The 22484-nt window shown below is 65.2% G+C and carries 22 protein-coding genes and 1 tRNA gene; 9 read left to right on the top strand and 14 right to left on the bottom strand.

The window, feature by feature from the left end; genetic code table 11:
• Positions 1–46 precede the first annotated feature (46 nt).
• Positions 47–886, top strand: a complete 840-nt coding sequence (locus CXQ81_RS13475) for an NAD-dependent protein deacetylase (RefSeq protein ID WP_007920585.1) — start codon at positions 47–49, stop codon at positions 884–886.
• Here the strand turns inward: CXQ81_RS13475 and CXQ81_RS13470 are convergent.
• A complete protein-coding gene (locus tag CXQ81_RS13470) occupies positions 883–1788 on the bottom strand; it encodes a LysR family transcriptional regulator (protein WP_101337456.1) in 906 nt (301 codons plus the stop codon). The two genes, CXQ81_RS13475 and CXQ81_RS13470, sit on opposite strands and share 4 nt — an antisense overlap.
• Before the next feature lie 281 nt (positions 1789–2069).
• Here CXQ81_RS13470 and CXQ81_RS13465 point away from each other — a divergent pair, with 281 nt between their 5' ends.
• The 4 genes from CXQ81_RS13465 to CXQ81_RS13450 all read left to right on the top strand — a co-directional run bounded on the left by CXQ81_RS13465 (position 2070) and on the right by CXQ81_RS13450 (position 5591).
• Positions 2070–2768: a CoA transferase subunit A gene (locus tag CXQ81_RS13465; protein ID WP_007920583.1), complete on the top strand. Its 699-nt coding sequence runs from the start codon at positions 2070–2072 to the stop codon at positions 2766–2768.
• A gap of 32 nt (positions 2769–2800) precedes the next feature.
• Entirely contained in the window at positions 2801–3460 is a 660-nt protein-coding gene (locus CXQ81_RS13460; protein ID WP_007920581.1) for a CoA transferase subunit B, read from the top strand.
• Positions 3461–3474: 14 nt separating this feature from the next.
• On the top strand, positions 3475–4653 hold the full coding sequence (locus tag CXQ81_RS13455; protein WP_009043190.1) for an acetyl-CoA C-acetyltransferase: 1179 nt from the start codon (positions 3475–3477) through the stop codon (positions 4651–4653).
• A gap of 347 nt (positions 4654–5000) precedes the next feature.
• The gene (locus CXQ81_RS13450) at positions 5001–5591 is read left to right on the top strand and encodes a hypothetical protein (RefSeq protein ID WP_101337455.1); all 591 of its coding nucleotides are present in this window, start codon (positions 5001–5003) and stop codon (positions 5589–5591) included.
• A gap of 21 nt (positions 5592–5612) precedes the next feature.
• Here CXQ81_RS13450 and CXQ81_RS13445 read toward each other — a convergent pair whose 3' ends face one another.
• Both CXQ81_RS13445 and CXQ81_RS13440 read right to left on the bottom strand, forming a co-directional pair.
• Positions 5613–6803 carry an MFS transporter gene (locus CXQ81_RS13445; protein ID WP_371860884.1) on the bottom strand — a complete coding sequence of 397 codons (1191 nt, stop codon included), beginning with the start codon at positions 6801–6803 and terminating at the stop codon, positions 5613–5615.
• 90 nt (positions 6804–6893) lie between these two features.
• Positions 6894–7817 (bottom strand): LysR family transcriptional regulator, encoded by a 924-nt coding sequence (locus CXQ81_RS13440; RefSeq protein ID WP_007932667.1) that lies wholly within the window; start codon positions 7815–7817, stop codon positions 6894–6896.
• A gap of 136 nt (positions 7818–7953) precedes the next feature.
• Between CXQ81_RS13440 and lysA the strand changes: the two genes are divergently transcribed.
• Positions 7954–9192: a diaminopimelate decarboxylase gene (lysA, locus tag CXQ81_RS13435; RefSeq protein ID WP_087088269.1), complete on the top strand. Its 1239-nt coding sequence runs from the start codon at positions 7954–7956 to the stop codon at positions 9190–9192.
• Between the two features lie 158 nt (positions 9193–9350).
• Here lysA and CXQ81_RS13430 read toward each other — a convergent pair whose 3' ends face one another.
• The 10 genes from CXQ81_RS13430 to CXQ81_RS13390 form a co-directional block, all read right to left on the bottom strand.
• Entirely contained in the window at positions 9351–9767 is a 417-nt protein-coding gene (locus CXQ81_RS13430; protein ID WP_007932660.1) for a hypothetical protein, read from the bottom strand.
• Between the two features lie 347 nt (positions 9768–10114).
• Positions 10115–10408 carry a DUF3144 domain-containing protein gene (locus tag CXQ81_RS13425; protein WP_007932658.1) on the bottom strand — a complete coding sequence of 98 codons (294 nt, stop codon included), beginning with the start codon at positions 10406–10408 and terminating at the stop codon, positions 10115–10117.
• Between the two features lie 128 nt (positions 10409–10536).
• Positions 10537–11166 carry a glutathione S-transferase family protein gene (locus tag CXQ81_RS13420; protein WP_062826179.1) on the bottom strand — a complete coding sequence of 210 codons (630 nt, stop codon included), beginning with the start codon at positions 11164–11166 and terminating at the stop codon, positions 10537–10539.
• A gap of 43 nt (positions 11167–11209) precedes the next feature.
• Positions 11210–11410 carry a hypothetical protein gene (locus CXQ81_RS13415; protein WP_256593471.1) on the bottom strand — a complete coding sequence of 67 codons (201 nt, stop codon included), beginning with the start codon at positions 11408–11410 and terminating at the stop codon, positions 11210–11212.
• Positions 11411–11471: 61 nt separating this feature from the next.
• Positions 11472–12503 (bottom strand): RNA 3'-terminal phosphate cyclase, encoded by a 1032-nt coding sequence (gene rtcA / locus CXQ81_RS13410; RefSeq protein ID WP_101337453.1) that lies wholly within the window; start codon positions 12501–12503, stop codon positions 11472–11474.
• An 8-nt stretch (positions 12504–12511) separates the two neighbouring features.
• Positions 12512–13300 (bottom strand): nucleotidyltransferase domain-containing protein, encoded by a 789-nt coding sequence (locus tag CXQ81_RS13405; RefSeq protein ID WP_007932649.1) that lies wholly within the window; start codon positions 13298–13300, stop codon positions 12512–12514.
• A 71-nt stretch (positions 13301–13371) separates the two neighbouring features.
• Positions 13372–14715, bottom strand: coding sequence for a PBS lyase (locus tag CXQ81_RS13400; RefSeq protein WP_101337452.1), 1344 nt, complete (start codon positions 14713–14715; stop codon positions 13372–13374).
• Positions 14716–14719: 4 nt separating this feature from the next.
• Entirely contained in the window at positions 14720–15946 is a 1227-nt protein-coding gene (locus CXQ81_RS13395) for an RtcB family protein (protein ID WP_101337451.1), read from the bottom strand.
• Between the two features lie 124 nt (positions 15947–16070).
• Positions 16071–16207, bottom strand: a tRNA-OTHER gene (locus CXQ81_RS31045).
• Between the two features lie 433 nt (positions 16208–16640).
• Positions 16641–18191: an RNA-binding protein gene (locus tag CXQ81_RS13390; protein WP_101337450.1), complete on the bottom strand. Its 1551-nt coding sequence runs from the start codon at positions 18189–18191 to the stop codon at positions 16641–16643.
• A 204-nt stretch (positions 18192–18395) separates the two neighbouring features.
• On the opposite strand from CXQ81_RS13390, the gene rtcR reads away from it, so the two are divergent.
• Positions 18396–20003 (top strand): RNA repair transcriptional activator RtcR, encoded by a 1608-nt coding sequence (gene rtcR / locus CXQ81_RS13385; RefSeq protein WP_101337449.1) that lies wholly within the window; start codon positions 18396–18398, stop codon positions 20001–20003.
• 164 nt (positions 20004–20167) lie between these two features.
• Here rtcR and CXQ81_RS13380 read toward each other — a convergent pair whose 3' ends face one another.
• Positions 20168–20581 (bottom strand): PaaI family thioesterase, encoded by a 414-nt coding sequence (locus CXQ81_RS13380; protein ID WP_007932643.1) that lies wholly within the window; start codon positions 20579–20581, stop codon positions 20168–20170.
• Between the two features lie 216 nt (positions 20582–20797).
• Here CXQ81_RS13380 and CXQ81_RS13375 point away from each other — a divergent pair, with 216 nt between their 5' ends.
• Together CXQ81_RS13375 and CXQ81_RS13365 are read left to right on the top strand one after the other, a co-directional pair.
• Positions 20798–21586 (top strand): DUF4349 domain-containing protein, encoded by a 789-nt coding sequence (locus CXQ81_RS13375; protein WP_101337448.1) that lies wholly within the window; start codon positions 20798–20800, stop codon positions 21584–21586.
• A gap of 354 nt (positions 21587–21940) precedes the next feature.
• Positions 21941–22420, top strand: a complete 480-nt coding sequence (locus CXQ81_RS13365) for a phage infection protein (protein ID WP_101337446.1) — start codon at positions 21941–21943, stop codon at positions 22418–22420.
• Positions 22421–22484 lie beyond the last annotated feature (64 nt).

The following is a 22484-nucleotide window of genomic DNA, read 5'->3' as shown; positions in this document are numbered from 1 at the left end:
GCCTCGCTGCGGTCCGCAGCGCCACCGCCGGAGTACGAGGACGCACATGACCGACACCCTGGACACCCCTCTGGAGCAGCTGCAGCGACTGATGGCCGAGCGCCCCTTCATGGTCCTCACTGGCGCCGGCATCAGCACCCCTTCGGGGATTCCCGACTACCGCGACAACGACGGCGTGCGGCGCGGCCAGCAACCGATGATGTACCAGGAGTTCCTGGCCGAACCCAAGGCCCGGCGCCGCTACTGGGCGCGGGCCATGCTCGGCTGGCCGCGGATCCGCCAGGCCCGGCCGAACGCGGCCCATGAGGCCCTGGCGCATTTACAGGCGCGGCAGAAAATCGCCGGCTTGATCACCCAGAACGTCGACACCCTGCACGACCAGGCCGGCAGCCGCGACGTGATCGAGCTGCACGGCAACCTGCACCGGGTGGTCTGCCTGGATTGCAACCAACGCAGCGATCGGCAGGCGATCCAGCAATTGCTGGAACTGCACAATCCCTACCTGGCCGGCGTCGACGCGGTGCAGGCGCCCGACGGCGACACCCTGCTCGACCCGGTGTTCGAGGAACGTTTCCAGGTGCCCCGCTGCCCTCATTGCGATGGCGAGCGGCTGAAACCGGATGTGGTGTTCTTCGGCGAAAACATGGCCCAGGCCACCGCGGCCAAGGCCCTGCACAGCATCGAGCAGGCTGCCGGCCTGCTGGTGGTCGGTTCGTCGCTGATGGCCTATTCGGCCTTTCGCCTGTGCAAGGTCATGGCCGACCAGGGCAAGCCGCTGATCGCCATCAACTTCGGCAAGACCCGCGCCGACGAGCTGCTGGACCTGAAGATCGCCGCCTCCTGCGAGCAACTGTTGCCGCTGCTGGCCGAGCGCCTGACCTCCTAGGCAACCCCCGACAGGCGCTCGGCCAGACCGGCCCCGCGCAGAATGTCGAACAGCGCCTGGGCCGCGCTGGACAGTTCATGCCCGGGGTTGGTCAGCACGCCGATGGCGCGTTCCACCACCGGGTCGCGCAGGGTGATGCAGCGCGCGCCCAGCTCGCGCATCTGTCCGGCGCACAGGGCCGGCACCGCGCTCACACCGAGGCCGCTGGCAACCATTCGCCCCACCGTCGCCAGTTGATGGCTTTCGAATTCCACCGGCAGTTTCATCTCCCGCGCCCGCAGGTGCTCTTCGAGCATCACCCGCACCGTGGACGGCCGTTGCAGGGTAATGAAGGGCTGTTCCAGCAGCGATTGCCAGTCGATGTCCTTCAGGTCGGCCAGGGGCGAATCGCTGGGCACCACGGCGACGAAGCGGTCGATGTACAGCGGGGTGAATTGCAGCGACGCGCTTTGCTGCGGCTCGAAGGCCACCCCCAATTCCACCTGGCGGTCGCGGACCATCTCCAGCACCTGCTCGTTGATCACGTCGTTGACCGTGACGTTGACCTGCGGGTAGCGCGCGCGAAAGGTCTTGAGAATCGGCGGCAGCAGGTTGCCGGCAAAGGACGGCATGGCCGCCAGGGTCACCCGCCCGCGCTGCAGGGTGAAGCGCTGGCGCAGTTCGTCCTCGGCGTTGTCCCAGTCGGCGATCAGGCGCCGCGCCAGGGGCACCAGCGCCTCGCCTTCCGGGGTCAGGGCGACGTTGCGCGTATTGCGGCTGAACAGGCGCCCGCCGAGGCCGTCCTCCAGGGCCTTGATGGTCAGGCTCAGGGCCGACTGCGACAGGTGCAGGCGTTCGCAGGCCACGGCAAAACTCAGGCTCTGGGCCACGGCCAGAAAGGCGCGGATCTGTTTGACGGTCATTGGAAGCTCCAAGAGAGACGCAGCTGCAAGCTGCAAGCTGCAAGCTGCAAGCTAGAAGCTAGAAGCTAGAAGCTAGAAGCTAGAAGCTAGAAGCTAGAAGCGGCTTGTGGCTTGTGGCTTGTGGCTTGTGGCTTGCAGCCAATTATCCTGTTTTATAAATCAATCAACCTTAAAAATAAACTTAACAAATGAATGCCTCGGCGCAACACTGCGGCTCACTCTCTTCATACGGCCAGCCAGCCGGCTGGCAACGCAAATACCAATAACAAGAGGATGTGCAGATGGCAGGTTTCGACAAGCGCGTAGCGTCCTATGAGGAAGCCCTCGAAGGTCTCAAGGACGGCATGACCGTGATCTCCGGCGGCTTCGGCCTGTGCGGCATTCCGGAAAACCTGATCGCCGAGATCAAGCGTCGCGGCACCCGCGACCTGACCGTGGTCTCCAACAACTGCGGCGTCGACGGCTTCGGCCTCGGCGTGCTGCTGGAAGACCGGCAGATCAGCAAGGTGGTGGCCTCCTACGTCGGTGAAAACGCCCTGTTCGAGAAGCAACTGCTGAGCGGTGAAATCGAAGTGGTGCTGACCCCGCAAGGCACCCTGGCCGAGAAAATGCGCGCCGGTGGCGCCGGCATCCCGGCCTTCTTCACCGCCACCGGCGTCGGCACCCCGGTCGCCGACGGCAAGGAAACCCGTGAATTCAATGGCCGCGCCTACCTGATGGAAGAGTCCATCACCGGCGACTTCGCCATCGTCAAAGGCTGGAAAGCCGACCACTTCGGCAACGTGGTCTACCGCCACACCGCGCAGAACTTCAACCCGCTGGCCGCCACCGCCGGCAAGATCACCGTGGTCGAGGTCGAAGAGATCGTCGAGCCGGGCGAGCTGGACCCGACGCAAATCCACACCCCCGGCATCTACGTCGACCGGATCATTTGCGGCACGTTCGAAAAACGCATCGAACAGCGCACCGTGCGCAAGTAATCGCCCGCCCAACGACTGACGGAGAATAAAAAATGGCTCTTACCCGCGAACAAATGGCTCAACGCGTCGCCCGCGAACTGCAGGACGGCTTCTACGTGAACCTCGGCATCGGCATCCCGACCCTGGTGGCCAACTACATCCCCGACGGCATGGAAGTGATGCTGCAATCGGAAAACGGCCTGCTCGGCATGGGCGCCTTCCCCACCGACGACGAAGTCGATGCGGACATGATCAACGCCGGCAAACAGACCGTCACCGCGCGCATCGGCGCGTCGATTTTCTCTTCCGCCGAATCCTTCGCGATGATCCGTGGCGGCCATATCGACCTCACCGTGCTCGGCGCCTTCGAGGTCGATGTGCAGGGCAACATCGCCTCGTGGATGATCCCCGGCAAGCTGGTCAAGGGCATGGGCGGCGCCATGGACCTGGTGGCCGGCGCGGACAACATCATCGTCACCATGACCCACGCCTCGAAAGACGGCGAGTCGAAACTGCTGTCGCGCTGCAGCCTGCCGCTGACCGGCGCCAACTGCATCAAGCGCGTGCTGACCGACCTGGCTTACCTGGAGATCGAGAACGGCGCGTTCATCCTCAAGGAGCGCGCCCCGGGCGTGAGTGTCGAGGAAATCGTCAGCAAGACCGCCGGCAAGCTGATCGTGCCGGCCCACGTGCCTGAAATGCAGTTCGCCTGAGGAGCAACCAGACCATGCAAGACGTCGTAATCGTTGCCGCCACCCGCACCGCGGTCGGCAGTTTCCAGGGTTCGCTGGCGAACATTCCCGCGGTCGATCTCGGCGCCGCGGTGATCCGCCAGCTGCTGGCCCAGACCGGCCTGGACGGCGCCCAGGTCGATGAGGTGATCATGGGCCAGGTGCTCACCGCCGGCGCCGGGCAGAACCCCGCGCGCCAGGCCGCGATCAAGGCCGGCCTGCCCCACGCCGTGCCGGCGCTGACCCTGAACAAGGTCTGCGGCTCCGGCCTCAAGGCCCTGCACCTGGGCGCCCAGGCGATCCGCTGCGGCGACGCCGAGGTGATCATCGCCGGCGGCCAGGAGAACATGAGCCTGGCCAATTACGTGCTGCCCGGTGCCCGCACCGGCCTGCGCATGGGCCACAGCCAGATGATCGACACCATGATCAGCGACGGCCTGTGGGACGCCTTCAACGACTACCACATGGGCATCACCGCCGAGAACCTGGTGGACAAATACGCCATCAGCCGCGAAGCCCAGGACGCCTTTGCCGCCGCCTCGCAGCAGAAGGCCGTGGCCGCCATCGAGGGCGGACGTTTCGTCGATGAGATCACCCCGATCCTGATTCCCCAGCGCAAGGGCGAGCCTGTGGCCTTCGCCACCGACGAGCAGCCGCGCGCCGGCACCACCGCCGAATCCCTGGGCAAGCTCAAGCCGGCCTTCAAGAAAGACGGCACGGTCACCGCCGGCAACGCCTCGTCGCTCAACGACGGCGCCGCCGCGGTGATCCTGATGAGCGCCGCCAAGGCCCGGGCTCTGGGCCTGCCGGTGCTGGCGAAGATCGCTGCCTACGCCAACGCCGGCGTCGACCCGGCGATCATGGGCATCGGCCCGGTGTCGGCCACCCGCCGCTGCCTGGACAAGGCCGGCTGGTCCCTGGAGCAGCTGGACCTGATCGAAGCCAACGAAGCCTTCGCCGCCCAGGCGCTGTCGGTGGGCAAGGAGCTGGGCTGGGACGCGAGCAAGGTCAACGTCAACGGCGGCGCCATCGCCCTCGGCCACCCGATCGGCGCCTCGGGCTGCAGGGTGCTGGTGACCCTGCTGCATGAAATGCTCAAGCGCGATGCCAAAAAAGGCCTGGCGACCTTGTGCATCGGCGGCGGCCAGGGCGTGGCATTGGCCATCGAACGCTAACGCTTACCGCGCACCACGGCCGGCCCTCGGACCCACGACATCCGGCGGCTGGCCGGCAATACGCCCGGCGCACCCCATGGTGCGCCGGGTTCATTTTGCGGCCCGGCAGACGCCGGACAGAGGCCGCTGGCAGCCACCCATCCGTCAGCTACATTCAACTCATGCGGCTGGCGAAACTCGTTTTCCGCTCCTTCCTGCCCACTGACTCACGGCTGAAACAGTCCAGGCCGGTGCGTGGAGCCTTATCCGTCGAAGCCGGATCACAGCGCTCAAGCCTGCATGGGCAGAGCCCGGTATGCCACCCAGTCCTTTGCCTGCTTCATCGACCCGATAACGAGGAGCGGAACATGCGCCCGATCAGATGCCTGCTCTACACCGGCTTTTGCATAGTGCTGGCGGGGCTGGCCAGCCTCCAGGCCAGTGCCGGCCCCTCCTTCGACGCGGACAGAAAAGGACTCGAGAAACTCTCGACCAACGCCGGCGCCGAGCTGCACCGAGGCTTGCAGAAATTCCACGAAATGCTGATGTACCTCGAACTGCGGGACACCCTGCATGCCACCGAGGCCAAGGCAGCGGCCCTGGAGCACTTCAACGAGTCGGTCGCCCTGTACAAGAAAGTCACTGCAAGCGCCCCCGAGCAGAAGATCCTCTACCAGCCCCGGGATGACAGTGAAAAAGACGCCATCAGCGCCTTCCAGAACCGCTTGCAAGAGTTGGATATCGCGGTGCCCGACACTGAGAAACAGCTGGCCAGCCTGGCCGTCACTGTGGTGACCAGGCATATCCATGTGCTGGAAAGGTCCAGCTTCAAGGCGACCAAGGCTGACTACCCATCCTTGCGCAAGGTCCTGCGCTCACAGGCCCTGTTGCTCGACCTGGGCATCCTCAGCTCGATTGTCTGGAACCTGTCGGCCGATCAGCCCGGCGGGAGCCATTAGCGCCTTGCCCCCCTGAGGCTGTCACTGCGACTTAGGCTTGCCCATCAGCAACAGCAGCGACAAGCCGGCAAACCCCGCTCCGGCGTAGAACGTCAGCGCCGCGCCATGGGCCTGCCACAGCCAGCCGGCGATCACGCTGGCCAGCAGCAGGGCCATTCCGCTCAACAGGTTGAACACACCGAAGGCCGTGCCCTTGAGGTCGGCGGGCGTGGTGTCGGCCACCAGGGTGGCGAGGATGCCCTGACTGAAGCCCATGTGCAGGCCCCACAGGGCGACGCCGAGCAGAACCAGCGGCACCGATTCGGCATAGGCCAGCACCAGGTCGGCGAGGATCAGCAACAGCAGGCCGACGCTGAGCAAGGCGCTGCGGTTGATGCGGTCCGACCATTTGCCGACCGGATAGGCCGAGACCATGTAGAACCCGGCCATGACCACCATCACCAGCGGCACCCAGGCGGCGGAGAAGCCCAGTTGCTGGGCCCGCAGCACCAGGAACGCCTCACTGAAACGGGCCAGGGTGAAGGCCGCGCCGATGGCCACCACCCACCAGTAATGCCGGGAAAACCGCCGCAGCGAGGCCAGCCGCAATGGCGACTGGAAGTGCCGGCTGCCAGGGGCGTGCTCGGGTTCGCGGATGGCGAAGACCAACAGGGCCACGGCCAGCGCCGCGGGAATCACCGCCAGCCACAAAACCTGGGCGATATCGTTGGCCAGCCATAGCATCAGGCCGATGGCCAGGATCGGGCCGAGGAACGCCCCCACGGTGTCCAGCGACTGGCGCAGGCCAAAACAGGCGCCGCGAATTTGTGCCGGGGCCACGTCCGCCACCAGGGCATCCCGTGGCGCGCCGCGAATGCCCTTGCCGATGCGGTCCAGCAGGCGCGCGCTGAACACCAGTTCCGCCGAGCTCGCCAGGGGGAACAGCGGTTTGGTCAGCGCCGCCAGGCCGTAACCCAGTAGCAGCAGTTCCTTGCGCCGGCCGATAAAGTCGCTGAGGGCGCCGGAAAAGACTTTCACGATCAGCGCCGTGGCTTCCGCCACCCCTTCGATGATGCCGACCGCCAGCATGCTGATGCCCAGGGTGCCGACCATGTACAGCGGCAACAGGCTGTGCACCAGCTCGGACGACACGTCCATGAACAGGCTGACGAATCCCAGCGCCCAGACCGTGCGCGGAATGCCGCGGCTCAGGGGCTTTCCGGTGTCGCTCATTGCAGGTTCCGACATGACAGACAGTCCTCAAGGGGTACAAACGCTACCGGTCGCTTCAAGCCTAGGCGCACAACGGCGGCCCTGCTGCCTTCACTCCCGTCGCAGCCGGCGCTCGAGGGCGGCGGCCAACACCGAGGCTTCCTGTTTCAAGGAGGCGCAGAAGGCCTCGACGAAAATCGATGACGGCCGGAAATCCGGGCGGATCAGCATGACCCGGTACGGCACCGACAACTGCAGCGGGCGGATCGCCAGGCCCCTGCCCGCCTCCTCCATGGCGCTCAGCGGGTTGATGATCGCCACCCCCAGTTGCTGGCGCACCATGGCGCAGACCGAGGCGGCATTGGTGGTCTCGATCACCACCCGGCGGTCGACGCCGGCCTGGCGAAAATGCTCGTCGAGGGTCTGACGATAAATGTCCAGGCCTGACAGGTTGATGAAATCCACCCCGCGAAAGTCTTCGCTGTGCAGCAGCGGCTTGGCCAGCAACGGGTGCCCTTCCGGCAGGATGCACACCATGTCGGCGCAAAACAGCAGTTCGCCCTGGGTGCCCCGTGGCAGGTGCTCGCTTTCGGTCAGGCCCAGGTCGTGGCGCTGGGCGCTGAGGGACTCTTCGAGCAAGGGCGATTCCTGGGCGGTGATGCTCAGGCCGATGCCGGCGTGTTGCTCCTGGAAGTGCTTGCACACCCGCGGCAGCAGGGTCTGGGAGAACAGCGGCAGGCAGGTCAGGCTCAATTGGCCGTGCTCGAAGCGGCGGATCGATTGCGCCACGCTGTTGATCCGCTCCAGGCCGACATAGGCGCGCTCCACTTCTTCCAGCAACAGCATGGCCTGGGCGGTCGGCAGCAGGCGGCCGCCCTCGCGGTCGAACAGGCTCAGCCCGGACAGGCTCTCCAGCCGCGCCAGCTCGCGGCTGACCGTGGGTTGCGAGGTGAACAGCAGGCGCGCGGCGCCGGTGACGCTGCCGGCCTGCATGATGGCGCGGAACACCTCGATATGGCGCAGGGAAATGTCCACCGCTCGCTCCTTGGTTTGAGACGTTGATTTACACAGTCCATATCAAAACTGAATCGAGACACAAAGAATAGATATTTTATTGAATACATCACCCTCGGCATCATGCAGGCCTCCCTCCTCGCCACAGACGATTGCCATGGCCATTCCCTTTTCTCCCGAGCAACTGACCGCCGCCGCCCGCCAGTACGGCACCCCGTTGTGGTGCTACGACGCGCGGACCATCAAGGTGCGCATCCAGCAATTGAAGGCCTTCGACGTGGTGCGTTACGCGCAGAAAGCCTGCTCCAACCTGCAGGTGCTGCGCCTGATCCGCGAGGCCGGGGTGCGGGTGGACGCGGTGTCCCTGGGGGAAATCGAGCGGGCCTTGCTGGCCGGTTTCAGCCCGCAAGGCGATCCGGCCGGCATCGTCTTCACCTGCGACCTGTTCGACACCGCCACCCTGCAACGGGTGGTGGAGCTGAACATCGAGGTCAACGCCGGTTCCATCGACATGCTGCGCCAGCTTGGTGAGAAATCCCCGGGCCACCGCGTGTGGCTGCGGATCAACCCGGGCTTCGGCCACGGCCATAGCCGCAAGACCAACACCGGCGGTGAAAACAGCAAGCACGGCATCTGGCACGAACAGGTCGGCGAAGCCCTGGCGGTGATCCGCCAGTACGGCCTGAAGCTGGTGGGCCTGCACATGCACATCGGCTCCGGCGTGGACTACGGGCACCTGGAACAGGTTGGCGCCGCCATGGTGGCGGCGGTCAAGTCCCTGGACCACGACATCGAGGCCTTCTCCATCGGCGGCGGCCTGTCCACCCCGTACCGCGTGGGCGATGAGCCGGTGGACGTGCGACGCTATGCCAATGCCTGGCGCCAGGCCCGCGAGGAAATCGAAGCCTGGCTCGGCCACGGCGTGCGCATGGAAATCGAACCCGGGCGTTTCCTGGTGGCCGAGGCCGGCTGCCTGGTCAGCGAAGTGCGGGTGGTGAAAGACGCCGGCAATCATCACTTCGTGCTGGCCGACACCGGCTTCAACGACTTGATGCGCCCGGCCATGTACGGCGCCTATCACGCCATGAGCCTGATCGACGCCAACGGCCAGGCGGTGCAGCGTCCACTGCGGCCCACTGTGGTCGGCGGCCCGCTGTGCGAGTCCGGCGATATCTTCACCCAGGACGACGAAAGCCTGACCCCGCAGTTGCTGCCCCAGGCCCGGGTCGGCGACCTGCTGGTGATCCACGACACCGGAGCCTATGGCGCCAGCATGTCCTCCAACTACAACAGCCGGCCGCTGCTGCCGGAGGTGCTGTTCGAGGATGGCCAGGTGAAACTGATCCGCCGGCGCCAGCCGCTGGCGGACCTGCTGGAACTGGAGATGGGGTTGTAAGGGCCTGAGACGCAACGTCACAGGTAAGCGGGGGACGATCTGCCTGTCCCCCCTTCCAGACATCGCCCCTTGATCGACGCCGGGACTTCGTGGCCAGACGCTGGAGTGCTGGCCACGCCAATCAAGAAGCCTGCCCCGACGCCGAGTACCGCCTGGCGCTAGCCCTCGACCACCACCAGGAACTGGCTGTAGCGATCGATGCCGTCCTTGGACAGCTCAAGCCCGGTCTCGCCCATGCGCGACATCCACTTGCCGTTGTCGCCACGCAGGGAAATCTGCCCGCTGGCGGTGTCGATGGCATAGGAGAACTGGCAGTACTGATCGATGCTGTCCTTGGACAGTTCAAGCCCCGTCGCCCCCATCCGCGACATGAACTTGTTGGTGTCGCCCTGCAATGCCAGCTTCTTGTCGTTACCGATCTGGATCAGGGTGACCCTGAACTTGCAGTACTGGTCGATGGCGCCCTTGGACAGTTCGAGCCCGGTCGCGCCCATCCGCGACATGTAGTTGCCCGAGTCGCCGCGTAGCGAGATGACAGTACCGTTTTCAATCACACGTTGAGGAAGAACGATCATGTTTGGCACTCCTTGCTGATTGGGTAGGTTCCTGGGTGTAACCACTGACGCAGCAATGCCTTGGCAACTCATGACCGTGCTCATCCCGGAGGGATATTCAACACCCCTGGATTGCCTGCCGCAGGCGCAGTGTAGTCGAGCGATTGCCGGCTCCCGGGACGCCCGGGAGACAACTGGACCAGCGGTTGCCGCGGCCCCGCCGCCCTCAGATCAAAGCGCTATGCACGGCCAGATGCAGACGCCACGAGGCTATAAAAAACCGCGGAGCGCCCATGCTCCGAAGAGCCAGGAGTCGAGTGCGGGGGCAGCTTCACAGCTGGGCTGTGAAGCCTGTCGGGGGGAAGGATTCAGTCTTGCTGGGGGTTCATGTACCGCGAGAAATTCTCGATGTAGTCGGTGAGGTTCTCTTCCATCATCAGGCGGAATTCCTCGACGAAATAATCCACCGCCTGCTGCTTGGCCGCCGCCAGTTCTTCGGCGTTGCGGCAACCGCAGGCGCTGACCCAGGCGGCGAAACGCGAGTTGGCGTACATCAGCGAGGCACTGGCCTTGCCGCGGCTGCTGTCGCCGATATGGGTGTTTGCCAGTTCGATGATCGCATCGGCGCGGTTGTAGAAATCCTGATCCGTTTCGTTGGCCAAGGGGCATTCCTCTTGAAAGTGGGCAGATGAGCGATAGGCGATGAAACATGAGCCTGAAGAAAGCCGGCGAGTATAAAAGCCTCGCGCCCAACCATCGACGGCTTTTGCTGCCTCGCGCCCTGCCGTATTCAGCCAGGCCAATGCCGCTCCAGCACCTGCGCCACCTGCGGGTGGCGGTCGATGCGCTCCAGCAGATCACAACACTCGGGGCGTTCGCGCCGCAGATGCTCGCGCGTGCCGCACCAGCGCGACACCACCGCCGCCTGGAAATCCAGGGCCGCCAGGGGTGAACCGCTGGCGTACAGCTGCGTGGCGAACTGATCGGCGAACACCTCCCAGTTGCGGTGCAGGCGCTCATGGGCCGCGTCCCGTACCCGCGCCCTCAGCGCTTCATCGGCGCCCTGCAGCCAGCGCTCCGGGTAATCGATCACGCTGATCGCCGAGTAGCAATTGGCGGCGATAAACACCAGGCCGCGAATGGCCTGCGCCCGGGCACTCTCATCCTCGGGCAGCAGCGCCGAGCGTGGATAACGCAAACCCAGCTCGATCAGGATCGCCGCGCTCTCGGTGAGGACACTGCCGTCCGGCAGTTGCAGGGTCGGGACCTGTTTCAGCGGGTTGAGCCGCGCCAGCTCATCGGCCCCGGGCGACGGCGCCCAGGACGAGGCTTCGACGATACGGTACGGCACCTGGCAACACTCCAGGGCGATCTCGACGATGGCCGAGCCGGAGCCTTGTGTCCCATAAAGTTGATACATGACCATCCCCTCGCTTGACTGGGCCTTACATCTGACGGGTGGCTTACGTGGGTTGTTCACTCCAGTGCTGGAAGTCCGCGAGGCGATAGGTCGGATGCTGGTGAACAGCCTCGGCCGGCACGCGCAGAACGCTTCCACGGTAGCTCAAAAGGTAAAGGCTCAGCGGCTCGGGAGCCCGCATGCGCCGCACCAGGAAATGGATCAAGCGATTGAGCATCCCAAAGCGTTCGATCTCCAGCCGCATCCCGGCCTTGACCTGTAAGAACTTGCCGCAAGCAGAGAACCGGGTCTGGTGATGGACAAGCTCAATGATGTAGGGATAGAACCTCGATGCGCAGCACCCCGTGAGCGCCCGTCGAACAGTCGATACGCACCGGTAAAAATGCCTCGATCACCCGGATATTGCTCTGCAGGTGCTCGCTCATGCGCGGGGTGGTGAAGCTTCCGCCGCCGGCCAGGGCCATGGGCAGCAGCAGTTGGTCCGCCAGGTGCTCGGCCACCGCCGCACCGGAATCCAGCCACTCGCGGGCCTGGTCGATGGCCCGATCGGCCACGCTTTCGGCCCGCAGGCTGCTCTGGCCAAAACCGCTGAACAGCTCGGTCAGGTGCTCGAAGACGAACTCCAGCAACAGCACGTTGCCCGGGCCGCATTGCTCATCCAGGCGCACCGGGCTCAGGTGTTCCCGAGGCAGCTCCAGGCGAGTGCCGACCCGGCGCAATTCGCGCTCCGCCACATGCTCCGGCAGGCCGGCGCTCAAGGCCCAGGCCCGACGCCCGAGCAGCTCGCCACGCTGTTCCAGGTGCAGGGGTTGCAGGGTCGAGGGCTGGATAAAGGCTTGCAGTTCGCCACCGCCGGCAGGAACGAAACCATGGCGCAGCAGCTGCAACTCCACCTGCCCACCCATGCGCCGCAGTTGCGGCAGCCAGGCCTGCTGGAGGAAATCCACCGGCGGCGCCAGCGGGTTGTGGGTGCCGCCGCTGATGCTCACGCGGCTGGGCTCCGGGGCTTGCAACAGGGCCGGCAGCAGGGTCTGCAACACCAGGGTGCAGCTGCCGGCGGTGCCGATGGCGAAACGGTAGTCGCCACCGCGAATCGGCCCCGGTTCGAAGGTCAGCGCCCGGGAACCCAGCTCGGCGCCCGAGACCCTGGCCGCGCAGACCTGCGCGGCCGCCAGCACCGCGGTCAGGTGCTGGCGCAGCAACCCCGGGCGACTGCGCCGGGCCCGTATGTTGTGGATGCGCAGGGTCTTGCCGGTGAGCATCGACAGGCTCAGGGCACTGCGCAGGACCTGGCCGCCGCCAATGGCGCCGTCCAGTTCGATGACTTCCTGTTTCATCACATTCCTCAGGCGTAGTGCCGGACGCTGTCTCGCAAGTAGGCGTCCAGCACAGCGTTGTCTTGATGGGTGCGCGCCAGCTTGGGCACCGGGCGCTCCAGTTCGGCGGCGATAAAGGCGTGCAGCGCCGGGCGCCGCGGCCCGTAAGCGGCCTCGTCGGCGCTGCGTTTCAAGGCCAGCAACTCATCCACTTCGTCCAGCAGTGGCCGATGGTCGACGGTGCCCAGCAGCTCGGCGAAGGTCATCGGTGGTCGGCCGCGCCCCTGATCGATCCAGCGCACCGCCAGCAACGGCCGGAGCACGTAGAAGTACTTCTTGAACCGCACGCTGTCGCCTTGCAGGTAGCCACGGAAGTTCTTCCTGGCCATCGACAGGTAATGATTACGGGCCGCCGGCGGACTGTAGAAGGCCTCCGCCAACTCTCGCAGGCGCGCGGTTGCCGCCGGCTCGCTGCGATACACCAGGGGCGAATCCAGCCACTCCAGCAGGGTCGGGTTGGACTTGCGCAGCAACCCGAGGGTCTTGCGCAATTCCCAGCCGCTGATGTCCAGCTCGTCGTCCAGCGGCCGCTCGATCACGTCCCGCCCGGTGTCCACCTGGATGAACCACTCGGGCTTCTCCACATAGACGAACCGCACATCGTAATCGCTGTCGGTGGAGGCAAAACCCCAGGCCCGGCTGCCCGATTCGCAGGCATACAACACCTGCACGTTACGCTCGCGCTCGATCCGCGCCAGCTCATCCAGTACCCGCTCGCGCATGGCGCTGCTCAGCGGGTAGCGTTCATTGAATTGCATGATTCCTTGTCCTGTTCAATCAACGATCGCCAGCACCTCAGCGCTGGCCTGATCGCCTTGTACATCGGTATTCACAACAGGCGCTTGAGCGATCCGCGAGGCACTTCACCGGCCTCCTCCATCGCCTGCAACCGCTGCGCCAGTGCTTCTCGCAGTGGCTTGGGGGTTACCGGGTCGAACATCGCGTAGCGGGCATCGCACCAACGGGCCAGGGCCTCGCGCCAATAAGCGGCTTCGCTGCCCGCCCGATCCAGGCGACACAGCAGGTATTGCAACTGGCGCCAGCCCGGCTTGAGCCCCAGCAAGGCCCAGCGACGCGCCTGCGGCAGCGCATGCCAGTGCTGGTCCAGACGCTGTTCCAGGGCCTCTTCGAACGCCGCCCAGGGCTGCTCGCGCAGCAGGCCGAGGGTGCAGTCGAAGACCTTGTCCGACGGATCGTCCAGGGCCGCCAGCTGCTGGGCCAGGCCACGTTCGCCGAGGGTTTGCAGGGCCAGCAGGCGCACCGTCAGCGCCTTGGAGGCCAGGGCTTGGTGCAGCATGGCGTCGGCCTGCGGCTCCCGCAGTTCCTTGACCAGCCCCAGCAGGCCCAGCCACTGGCGCTTGTTGCCCGGAGCCGGCTGCTGCAACCGGTCCAGCAGCACTTGCCGTGGGTCCAGCCCATGGCGTGGCGCGGCCCAATGGGCCAGGCAACGCAAGGCCCCCGAAGGGTCGAGCAGGGCCTGCGCCAGGTACCCGCGACAATCGGCCAAGCGTGACAACAGCAGCCGCAACGCCTTGACCCGCACACTGGCGCCACAGCTGCGCATCACCGCTTCCAGCAAAGGCACCGCCTGCTCGTCGGGCAGTTCGGCGCAGGCATCCACTGCCATCTGCCGCACGCTGACCTCGGGGTGGCGCAACGCCATGGCCAGCAGCGCCGGCCGGTCCTCGACGCCCTTGAGCAACAGCTCGAAGACAAAGCGCGCGGCCTTGCCCCGGCAATCGCCAAAGGCCCCTTGCACTTCGTCGCGCACCTGGGCCAGTTGCAACACCGTGGTGGCCCGCTCCAGAGTCGCGCCGTGGTCGGCCCGCTGCTTGCTGGTAAGGGCCAGCAACGGTGCCAGGGTCTGCAACAGCAGCCCGGCGTGCTCCGGCGCCCAATACGCCTCGACGGCCGCGGCCGCCTCCTGGCGAACCTGGGGCACCCAATCGTTGAGGCGTTCCAGCAAGGCGGCCAAAGCCTCGGCCGATGGCTGCGCGGACAACCCTCGCACCGCCGCCTGCCGCACGAACCCATTGCCGAAGCGGCTCAGTTCCAGCCAGGCGCTGTGCCTGTCCAGGGTGTCCAACACTTCCCGCACCCGGCGGGCTTCGTAGTCGCTCAGCTGGTAATGCCAGCTGGGCGGGGCCGCTATCACTGCGTCCATGTCGTGCATTGTTCTACCCCTTGACGCACACCACCTGACGCAGGGTGTGCAGCACTTCCACCAGCTCGCGCTGGGCGTGCATGACTTGGTCGATGTCCTTGTAGGCCATCGGGATTTCATCGATCACCGCGGTGTCCTTGCGGCATTCCACATGGGCAGTGGCGCGGATCTGGTCGGCCAGGGTGAAGGTGTTCTTGGCCTTGGTGCGGCTCATGGTGCGCCCGGCGCCGTGGCTGCAGGAGCAGAACGCCTCCTCGTTGCCCAGCCCGCGAACGATGAAGCTCTTGGCGCCCATCGATCCCGGGATGATCCCCAGCTCGCCCTTCTTCGCCGACACCGCGCCCTTGCGGGTCACCAGCACCTCTTCACCGAAGTGGCGTTCCTTCTGCACGTAGTTGTGGTGGCAGTTCACGGCCTCCAGCGCCACCTCGAAAGGCTTGTTGATCACCTTGCGGGTGGCCTGGATCACCAGTTGCATCATCAGTTCACGGTTGTGCCGGGCGAAGTCCTGGGCCCAGGCCACGGCCTCGACGTAATCGTCGAAGTGCTGGCTGCCTTCCTCGAAGTAGGCCAGGTCGCGGTCCGGCAGATTGGCGATGTGCTGGCGCATGTCCGCCTGGGCCAGGTGGATGAACAGGTTGCCGATGGCGTTGCCCACGCCACGGGAACCGCTGTGGAGCATGAACCAGACCCGGTTGGCCTCATCCAGGCAGACCTCGATGAAGTGGTTGCCGCCGCCGAGAGTGCCCAGGTGCTGGCGGTTGTTGCTGTTGGCCAGCGCCGGGTACTTGTCGGTGATCGCCTTGAAGCGTGGCTGCAAGGCCGCCCAGGCGTGGTCGGCCTGGCGCGGCACGTCGCCCCAGGCGCCCTTGTCGCGGCCGCTGCGCGGCGAGGTGCGGCCATGGGGCACCGCCTGTTCGATGGCGCTGCGCAAACCGTGCAGGTTATCCGGCAGGTCGGCTGCGGTCAGCGAGGTGCGGGCGGCGATCATACCGCAGCCGATATCCACCCCGACCGCCGCCGGGATGATCGCGCCCAGGGTGGGGATCACGCTGCCGATGGTCGAGCCCTTGCCCAGGTGCACATCCGGCATCACCGCCAGGTGCTTGAAGATGAACGGCATCTTCGCGGTGTTCATCAATTGCTGGCGGGCTTCGTTTTCCACGGGCACGCCCTCGGTCCACATCTTGATCGGCTTGCCGTTGGCGACTTCCAGCAGTTGGTAGGTCTTGTGTTCCATGTTCCTGACTCTTTTTTCTGTGGCTGAAAATCCAGCCTTGTTCGGTGGCCGGTGGTCCGGCATAAAACGGCGACCAGTGAAGGCGGAACATGCAGCGCGCTCTGCCACTGAGCTAGCCCCTTGCGGTTGGCGGGAATCGAACCCGCGACCACGCTGTCCTGTAGTTCCACCGGCATTCGCCGGGTCAATCGGTGCAGGCCAGGCCTGCAGGCAGCGACAAGAGAACAGGCACATGCGCTCTACCGACTGAGCTACAGCCTTGCGGCTGGCGGGGTTCGAACCCGCGACACGATGTAGTACCTGTGGCATTCGCTGCCATCCCGCTCGGGCGGGAGAAAAAACTGCGACGACAAGGGTCGATGAAACAGTGCACTCGTGTTCTGACCTTTGAACTACGGCGCCTTTTCAGGCACCGGCGGGACTCGAACCCGCATCACGAATCTGGGATGTAGTTCCATCAGCATTCGTCGCTGAAACCGCAAAAAAGGTGGCACGACAAATGAGGTGACTGATCGCCGGAATCGAACCGGCATAACCATGATGTACAGCCACTGGCATTCGTGCCTTCACAGGCCCTGACAAGATTTGCTGGGACGTCTTTGGATGTAGTCACAGCGGCATTCGGGGCCTATGAACAAAAATTCTTCGGCGTGCGCCGGGTGAGCGGCGCACGGTTTATCTCATGCCTTGCCGATCAGGGCGCCATCGCCTCGATCGCCTCGACCCAGTGCTGCGCACCGTAGTTGCCCGCGGTGAACTGCTGGATCACATCGAACACCGCGTCACTGAAACCGCCGACGTTGAGGATGTCCTCGCGGTCCGGCGCCTGGGTGGTGGCCCCGGGTTGCATATCGATGCACACCAGCCGCGCCTGCGGGTTGATGGCCTTGATCCGCTCCCACTGGCGCAGGGTTTCGGTGGCGCCATGGCGCCGCGCATCGATCCACGACTCGTTGTCCGAGACCAGGATCAGGGTGTCCACCTTGCACTTGGCGTTGGCCAGTTGTGCCAGGGGCGCCGAGCAGTTGGTCCCGCCACCGCCGATGGCCGCCAGTTTCTGCGCATTGCTCATCACGCTGTCCCGCGGGTTGAGGCGGATATCCACCACCCCGACCTCGAACGGCATGACCCGCGCCGCCGGCTGCTTGCGCAACACCGCTGCCGCCACCAGGGCCGCCACATCGATGCAACGCACCGCCGTGGTGGCGCCCTGGCGATAACCGGTGACCGGGCTGTGCATCGACCCCGAGACATCCGGGCACACCACCACCGCGCCTTGCAGCGCCGGCACGTTGGCCAGCGACAGCTCCAGGGCATCCTGCAACGCCTCGCGCACCGGTTGCGGCACCTCGTCCCCGGCCATGCGGTAGGCCGCCAGCAACTGGTACGGGTAGACCCGGGCCTTGGCCACCTCGGCGGCATCCGCCAGCCGCGCCGCCACATACTCGGTGCAACCCGGCACCTGGAACGCACCGTGGCGGGCCAGGGTATTGAGGTTCATGCGCAGCCCCTGCCAGCCCATATTGTGCGCCTGTTCGGCCCATTGCTCGCGGCTCAGGGTTTCATTGCCGAGCAACTGGAACGGCACCTGCGGCACCGCCGTGGTCGCACCGCTGCGAAAGGCCAGCAAGGCGCGGGTCAGCTCGGGCAACGCCTGCACCTCCACCGGCTTGCCGATCAACCAGGCGAAGAAGGCTGCGCGCCAGGCCTCGCCTGGCTTGGGGTGAACCATCTTGACCACGTCCGCCAGCGACGGCTGGTTGCCCACCGAGGCCTGCAACAGCTGGCGCTCGGTGGCGCTGTTCAACCAGTTCTGTACCAGACGCTTGGGCTGCGACCCCAGGGATTTACGCCCGGTCGCCCCGCTGCGCAGGATCTGCACGAAGTTGCGCAGCATCTTGCCGTTGTCCACCACCTGGGCGAACAGCTCCGGCACCAAGGCCGAGCGTTGCGCGGTCAGCGCCGCCAGCAGCAAGGCCGGCATGTCTTTCATATGACCCTGTTGCCGAGCGTAACGCGCGGCCTGGGCGACGAAACGGCTGTCGACTTCGTTCACCAGTTGCAGCACCGCTTCCAGCTGGCCTTCGGGCGAGGTGTAGAAAGTCGAGTTCAAGCAACCGGTCACCGCCAGTTGGGCCAGGCGGTGCTTGGCGTTGTAGGCATAGGCCGGGGCCTGGGCGGCGTTCAGGGTGTTGCTCGCTGGCGCTTTGGCCTGTTGGGTGTTGAACAGCTGGAAGTTGGCCATCTTGGCGTCTCGCTCTGTTGTCTTGTTCGTTGCCAGAGAGATTGCAGCCGCTGTGCCAGTTTTATTTTTCTCGGCGAATTATTTTTCAAATTATTGATTTATAACAATTTTATTTTTAAATGATTTTTCATTGGCGAGTCTTCGAGACAAAGCTGCTGATAATTTTATATCTTTGTTTATCGTTTTTTATCTTTAGGTATAAACATGTCAGGCAAGCCCACGGTCGCCATAGGTTTTGTCGGTTCCACCCTCGATCGCGTCGGCAAGGGCGCCAACCGCTGGAACCATTGGCGCCCCAGTGTCGGCCTGTGCCAGCAGCAGGACGTGCTGATCCACCGCCTGGAGCTGATCCACGGCATTGACGCCCGGGACGTCAGCCTGGCCGAGCGGGTGGCCAGCGACATTCGCCAGGTATCGCCGCAGACCGAGGTGCGCCTGCACTCCATGGGCCTGAAGAACCCCTGGGATTTCGAGGAGGTGTACGGCGCCCTGCACGACTTCACCAGCGCCTACCCCTTCGACACCGAGCGCGAGGACTACCTGGTGCACATCACCACCGGGACCCACGTGGCGCAGATCTGCTGGTTCCTGCTGACCGAGGCGCGCTACCTGCCGGCGCGGCTGATCCAGACCTCACCGGCGCGGCGCCGCGACCCGGAGCAGCACGCCACCGGCACCCACGCCCTGATCGACCTCGACCTGTCGCGCTACGACCGCATCGCCTCGCGCTTCGCCGGCAAGCGCCTGGAGGGCCTGGCCTTCCTCAAGTCCGGGATCGCCACCCGCAACGCCGCGTTCAACCGTTCCATCGAACAGATCGAGCGGGTGGCCCTGCGCTCCAGGGCACCGATGCTGCTGATCGGCCCCACCGGCGCCGGCAAGTCGTTCCTGGCCCGGCGCATCTATGAACTCAAGCGCGGCCGGCATCAGGTCCAGGGGCGTTTTGTCGAGGTCAACTGCGCCACCCTGCGCGGCGACGGCGCCATGTCGGCGCTGTTCGGACATATCAAGGGCGCCTTCACCGGCGCCCAGAACGCCCGCGACGGCCTGTTGCGGGCGGCGGACGGCGGCATGTTGTTTCTCGACGAGATTGGCGAACTGGGGCTCGATGAACAGGCAATGCTGCTCAAGGCCATCGAGGAGAAACGCTTCTTCCCCATGGGCTCGGACCAGGAAGTGGACAGCGACTTCCTGATCATCGCCGGCACCCACCGCGACCTGCGCGGCCGAGTCGCCCAGGGCCTGTTCCGCGAGGACCTGTATGCGCGGATCAACCTCTGGACCTTCAACCTGCCGGGGCTGGCCGGGCGGCGCGAGGACATCGAGCCGAACATCGATTTCGAACTGGAACGCCACGCCCGCGAGCAAGGGCGCCTGGTGCGCTTCAACCTCGAGGCGCGGCGGCGCTACCTGGCGTTTGCCAGTTCCAGCGAGGCGGCGTGGCTGGGCAACTTCCGCGAGCTGTCGGCGTCCATTACCCGCATGGCCACCCTGGCCGACAGCGGGCGCATCGACGAAGCCCAGGCCGAGGAAGAAATCGAGCGGCTACGGTATGCCTGGGGCTTGAGCCAGGAGCAGGATCCGCTGGCCACCCTGCTGGGCGACACGGCCGAACTCGACCTGTTCGACCGCCTGCAACTGCAGGCGGTGATCGAAGTCTGCCGCCAGGCCGACAGCCTGTCCGATGCCGGGCGCAAGCTGTTTGGCGTGTCCCGCCAGACCAAGGCCCAGCCCAATGACGCCGACCGCCTGCGCAAGTACCTGGCGCGCTTCGGCCTGGAGTGGAAGCAGATAGTTGCACCAGCGGACTAAGAGGGGTTGCCTGCGAGCGCTGCGCGCTCGATCGCAGCCTGCGGCAGCGGCTACACAAGCCCACTGCCCCTCCCGCCAACGGCACAGATCGCTTCCCCGGTAGCCGCTGGCGAAGCCTGCGATCGAGCGCGAAGCGCTCGCAAAAGCGCCCCACACACCTGCCCTCAGCCACCCGGCACCGCGAACACCGCGTTGGCCCTGGCCACTACCCGCTCGCCGACCTGTAGGGTGACGGTGGCAAAGGCCATCTGCCGGCCGCGCTTGGAATGTTCCAGGCGCACGTCGATCCACTCGCCGACCTGCACCGCGCCGAGGTAGTCCAGGTGCATGCTGGCGGTGATCAGCGGCAGCGGTGGGTCGCTGGCGAAGGCCATGGCGTAGCCCATGCCGATATCGGCCAGGGTGGCGAGGATGCCGCCGTGCACGGTGCCACGACCGTTGGCGTGACGGCGGTCGGCGCGCAGGCCGATCTCCAGCTGCAGGCCGCTGCCACGGCAATACACCGGTCCGATCAGCTCCAGCAGCGGGCTGCTGCGGGACAAGGGGGCATAACCTTCGGGTAACTCGAGCGAGCTCATGACGGGTCTCCGTTGCCGATGGCGATGACCGAGGCACGGGTCATCGGTCCCCGAGGTGTACCCCGAAGCGGTGCCCGCGCCCAGCCGAATCCATCCGGCAAATCCCTGGCGATAAGTCGCGGCGACACGACATCCGCCCCTCCCCGGGCAATCGACGATAAGATACGCAGCCGTCCCGCCTGCCCCGGGCACGATCATTTATTTCAAGGAGCGACCATGCACCCTCAGGACGACACCCCCACCCCGCTGCGCAGCCTCGCCGTGGTGCTGCTCAGCACCCTGCTGGCCGCCTGTTCCCCCAGCGATCGTTCGTCCTCGGTGGCGGTCGGCGGCGCCCAGGGCAAGGCCGGCGCGCAACTGGCCTATGAACATGAACTGAGCCTGTCGCTGCCCTCGGCGCAGATCGCGCCGCGCCTGGCCGCCACCCGCGAAGCCTGCGAAAACGCCCAGTTCGGCGCCTGCAATATCCTGCGTCTGCAACAAGGCCAGTATCACGCCCAGGTGATCCTGCGCATCGTGCCCGACGGCGTCGAACCGATAGTCGCGCTGGCCGCCCAGGGCGCCGAGATCGGTGAACGCATCACCAGCGCCGAAGACCTGGCCGACGCCGTGGCCGACGTGCAGCGCCAGCAGGAACGGCTCAAGGCCCAGCAGCAACGCCTCGACCAGTTGGCAGCGCGCAAGGACATCACCGTCAGCGACCTGATCGCCCTGAGCAAGGAACAGGCGAGCATCGAGAACGACCTGCAGGCCCTGGCCCAGGTCGCCGCCGGGCACCAGCGCCGGCTCGACACCAACCGCCTGACCCTGAACTTCGTGCCCACCGACAGCAGCCAGCGCGGCTCGAAACTGCAACAGGCCTTCGACAACCTGCTGGACAACCTCGCCTACGGCACCGCCGAAGCCCTGGAGAAAGGCAGCTATGTGCTGCCGTTCCTGATCCTGGCCTTCCCGCTGGTGATGATCTGGGTCTGGCTGTGGCGCCGGTTCGTGCGCCGTCGTTGAGTCGATGGAGCGCAACCCGATAAAAAGCCCGGCCTGATGTGCCGGGCTTTTTTATGTTGGCGTTTGGCAACGGCGGGGCCTGGGATTTTTATCGCGAGCAAGCTCGCTCCTACAGGTAACGCGCAAGGCATGAGACATGGGTGCTGGAGGATGCCGCCCTCTCTGTGGGAGCGAGCTTGCTCGCGATCCGCACCGCGGCCTGCCCTCCGAACTTGATGCGAGGCTCTATTCCAGGCCTTCCCGCAGCTATCATTGGCGTCGATGGTCACCATCGACCCAATGAAATTCTCAAAAAAAATCCGCCACGTAACATCTGCTCCATACCAACCAAACAACACCCCGGAGCACACCACCATGAAACGCCAAATTCTTCTCAGCATCGCTTTCTCGGTTCTTGCAGCAAACGCTTTTGCCGCGTCCTCGGCCTACCCGGTGGTCGCCGAAGGCGGCTCGGATCGCCTGATTGAAAAACGTCTCGCCGAAGGTGGCGCCGATCGCTTGATCGAACGCCGTGTAGCCGAAGGTGGTTCCGATCGCTTGATCGAGCGCCGTGTTGCCGAAGGTGGTTCCGATCGTCTGATCGAACGCCGTGTTGCCGAAGGTGGTTCCGATCGTCTGATCGAACGCCGTGTTGCCGAAGGTGGTTCCGACCGTCTGATCGAACGACGCGTCGCCGAAGGTGGTTCCGATCGTTTGATCGAACGCCGCGTTGCCGAAGGTGGCTCTGATCGTCTGATCGAACGCCGTGTCGCTGAAGGTGGTGCTGATCGTCTGATCGAACGTCGCGTTGCCGAAGGTGGTTCCGACCGTCTGATCGAGCGTCGCGCCGTATGATTGCGCGGTCCGCAGTACTCGAAAAAAAGCCCGGCCTTATCAGCCGGGCTTTTTTCATTTCAGG

Source organism: Pseudomonas sp. 09C 129 (assembly GCF_002843625.1).
Classification (GTDB): Bacteria; Pseudomonadota; Gammaproteobacteria; order Pseudomonadales; family Pseudomonadaceae; genus Aquipseudomonas; species Aquipseudomonas chlororaphis.
This window is presented reverse-complemented; position numbering and strand designations above follow the sequence as displayed.

What these genes read in the sequence shown, in the direction of transcription:
- CXQ81_RS13475 (WP_007920585.1), top strand. Translation starts at nt 47, where the DNA reads ATGACCGACACCCTGGACACCCCTCTGGAGCAGCTGCAGCGACTGATG.
- CXQ81_RS13470 (WP_101337456.1), bottom strand. Translation starts at nt 1,788, where the DNA reads ATGACCGTCAAACAGATCCGCGCCTTTCTGGCCGTGGCCCAGAGCCTG.
- CXQ81_RS13465 (WP_007920583.1), top strand. Translation starts at nt 2,070, where the DNA reads ATGGCAGGTTTCGACAAGCGCGTAGCGTCCTATGAGGAAGCCCTCGAA.
- CXQ81_RS13460 (WP_007920581.1), top strand. Translation starts at nt 2,801, where the DNA reads ATGGCTCTTACCCGCGAACAAATGGCTCAACGCGTCGCCCGCGAACTG.
- CXQ81_RS13455 (WP_009043190.1), top strand. Translation starts at nt 3,475, where the DNA reads ATGCAAGACGTCGTAATCGTTGCCGCCACCCGCACCGCGGTCGGCAGT.
- CXQ81_RS13450 (WP_101337455.1), top strand. Translation starts at nt 5,001, where the DNA reads ATGCGCCCGATCAGATGCCTGCTCTACACCGGCTTTTGCATAGTGCTG.
- CXQ81_RS13445 (WP_371860884.1), bottom strand. Translation starts at nt 6,803, where the DNA reads ATGAGCGACACCGGAAAGCCCCTGAGCCGCGGCATTCCGCGCACGGTC.
- lysA (WP_087088269.1), top strand. Translation starts at nt 7,954, where the DNA reads ATGGCCATTCCCTTTTCTCCCGAGCAACTGACCGCCGCCGCCCGCCAG.
- CXQ81_RS13430 (WP_007932660.1), bottom strand. Translation starts at nt 9,767, where the DNA reads ATGATCGTTCTTCCTCAACGTGTGATTGAAAACGGTACTGTCATCTCG.
- CXQ81_RS13420 (WP_062826179.1), bottom strand. Translation starts at nt 11,166, where the DNA reads ATGTATCAACTTTATGGGACACAAGGCTCCGGCTCGGCCATCGTCGAG.
- CXQ81_RS13415 (WP_256593471.1), bottom strand. Translation starts at nt 11,410, where the DNA reads ATGCGGCTGGAGATCGAACGCTTTGGGATGCTCAATCGCTTGATCCAT.
- rtcA (WP_101337453.1), bottom strand. Translation starts at nt 12,503, where the DNA reads ATGAAACAGGAAGTCATCGAACTGGACGGCGCCATTGGCGGCGGCCAG.
- CXQ81_RS13405 (WP_007932649.1), bottom strand. Translation starts at nt 13,300, where the DNA reads ATGCAATTCAATGAACGCTACCCGCTGAGCAGCGCCATGCGCGAGCGG.
- CXQ81_RS13400 (WP_101337452.1), bottom strand. Translation starts at nt 14,715, where the DNA reads ATGCACGACATGGACGCAGTGATAGCGGCCCCGCCCAGCTGGCATTAC.
- CXQ81_RS13395 (WP_101337451.1), bottom strand. Translation starts at nt 15,946, where the DNA reads ATGGAACACAAGACCTACCAACTGCTGGAAGTCGCCAACGGCAAGCCG.
- CXQ81_RS13390 (WP_101337450.1), bottom strand. Translation starts at nt 18,191, where the DNA reads ATGGCCAACTTCCAGCTGTTCAACACCCAACAGGCCAAAGCGCCAGCG.
- rtcR (WP_101337449.1), top strand. Translation starts at nt 18,396, where the DNA reads ATGTCAGGCAAGCCCACGGTCGCCATAGGTTTTGTCGGTTCCACCCTC.
- CXQ81_RS13380 (WP_007932643.1), bottom strand. Translation starts at nt 20,581, where the DNA reads ATGAGCTCGCTCGAGTTACCCGAAGGTTATGCCCCCTTGTCCCGCAGC.
- CXQ81_RS13375 (WP_101337448.1), top strand. Translation starts at nt 20,798, where the DNA reads ATGCACCCTCAGGACGACACCCCCACCCCGCTGCGCAGCCTCGCCGTG.
- CXQ81_RS13365 (WP_101337446.1), top strand. Translation starts at nt 21,941, where the DNA reads ATGAAACGCCAAATTCTTCTCAGCATCGCTTTCTCGGTTCTTGCAGCA.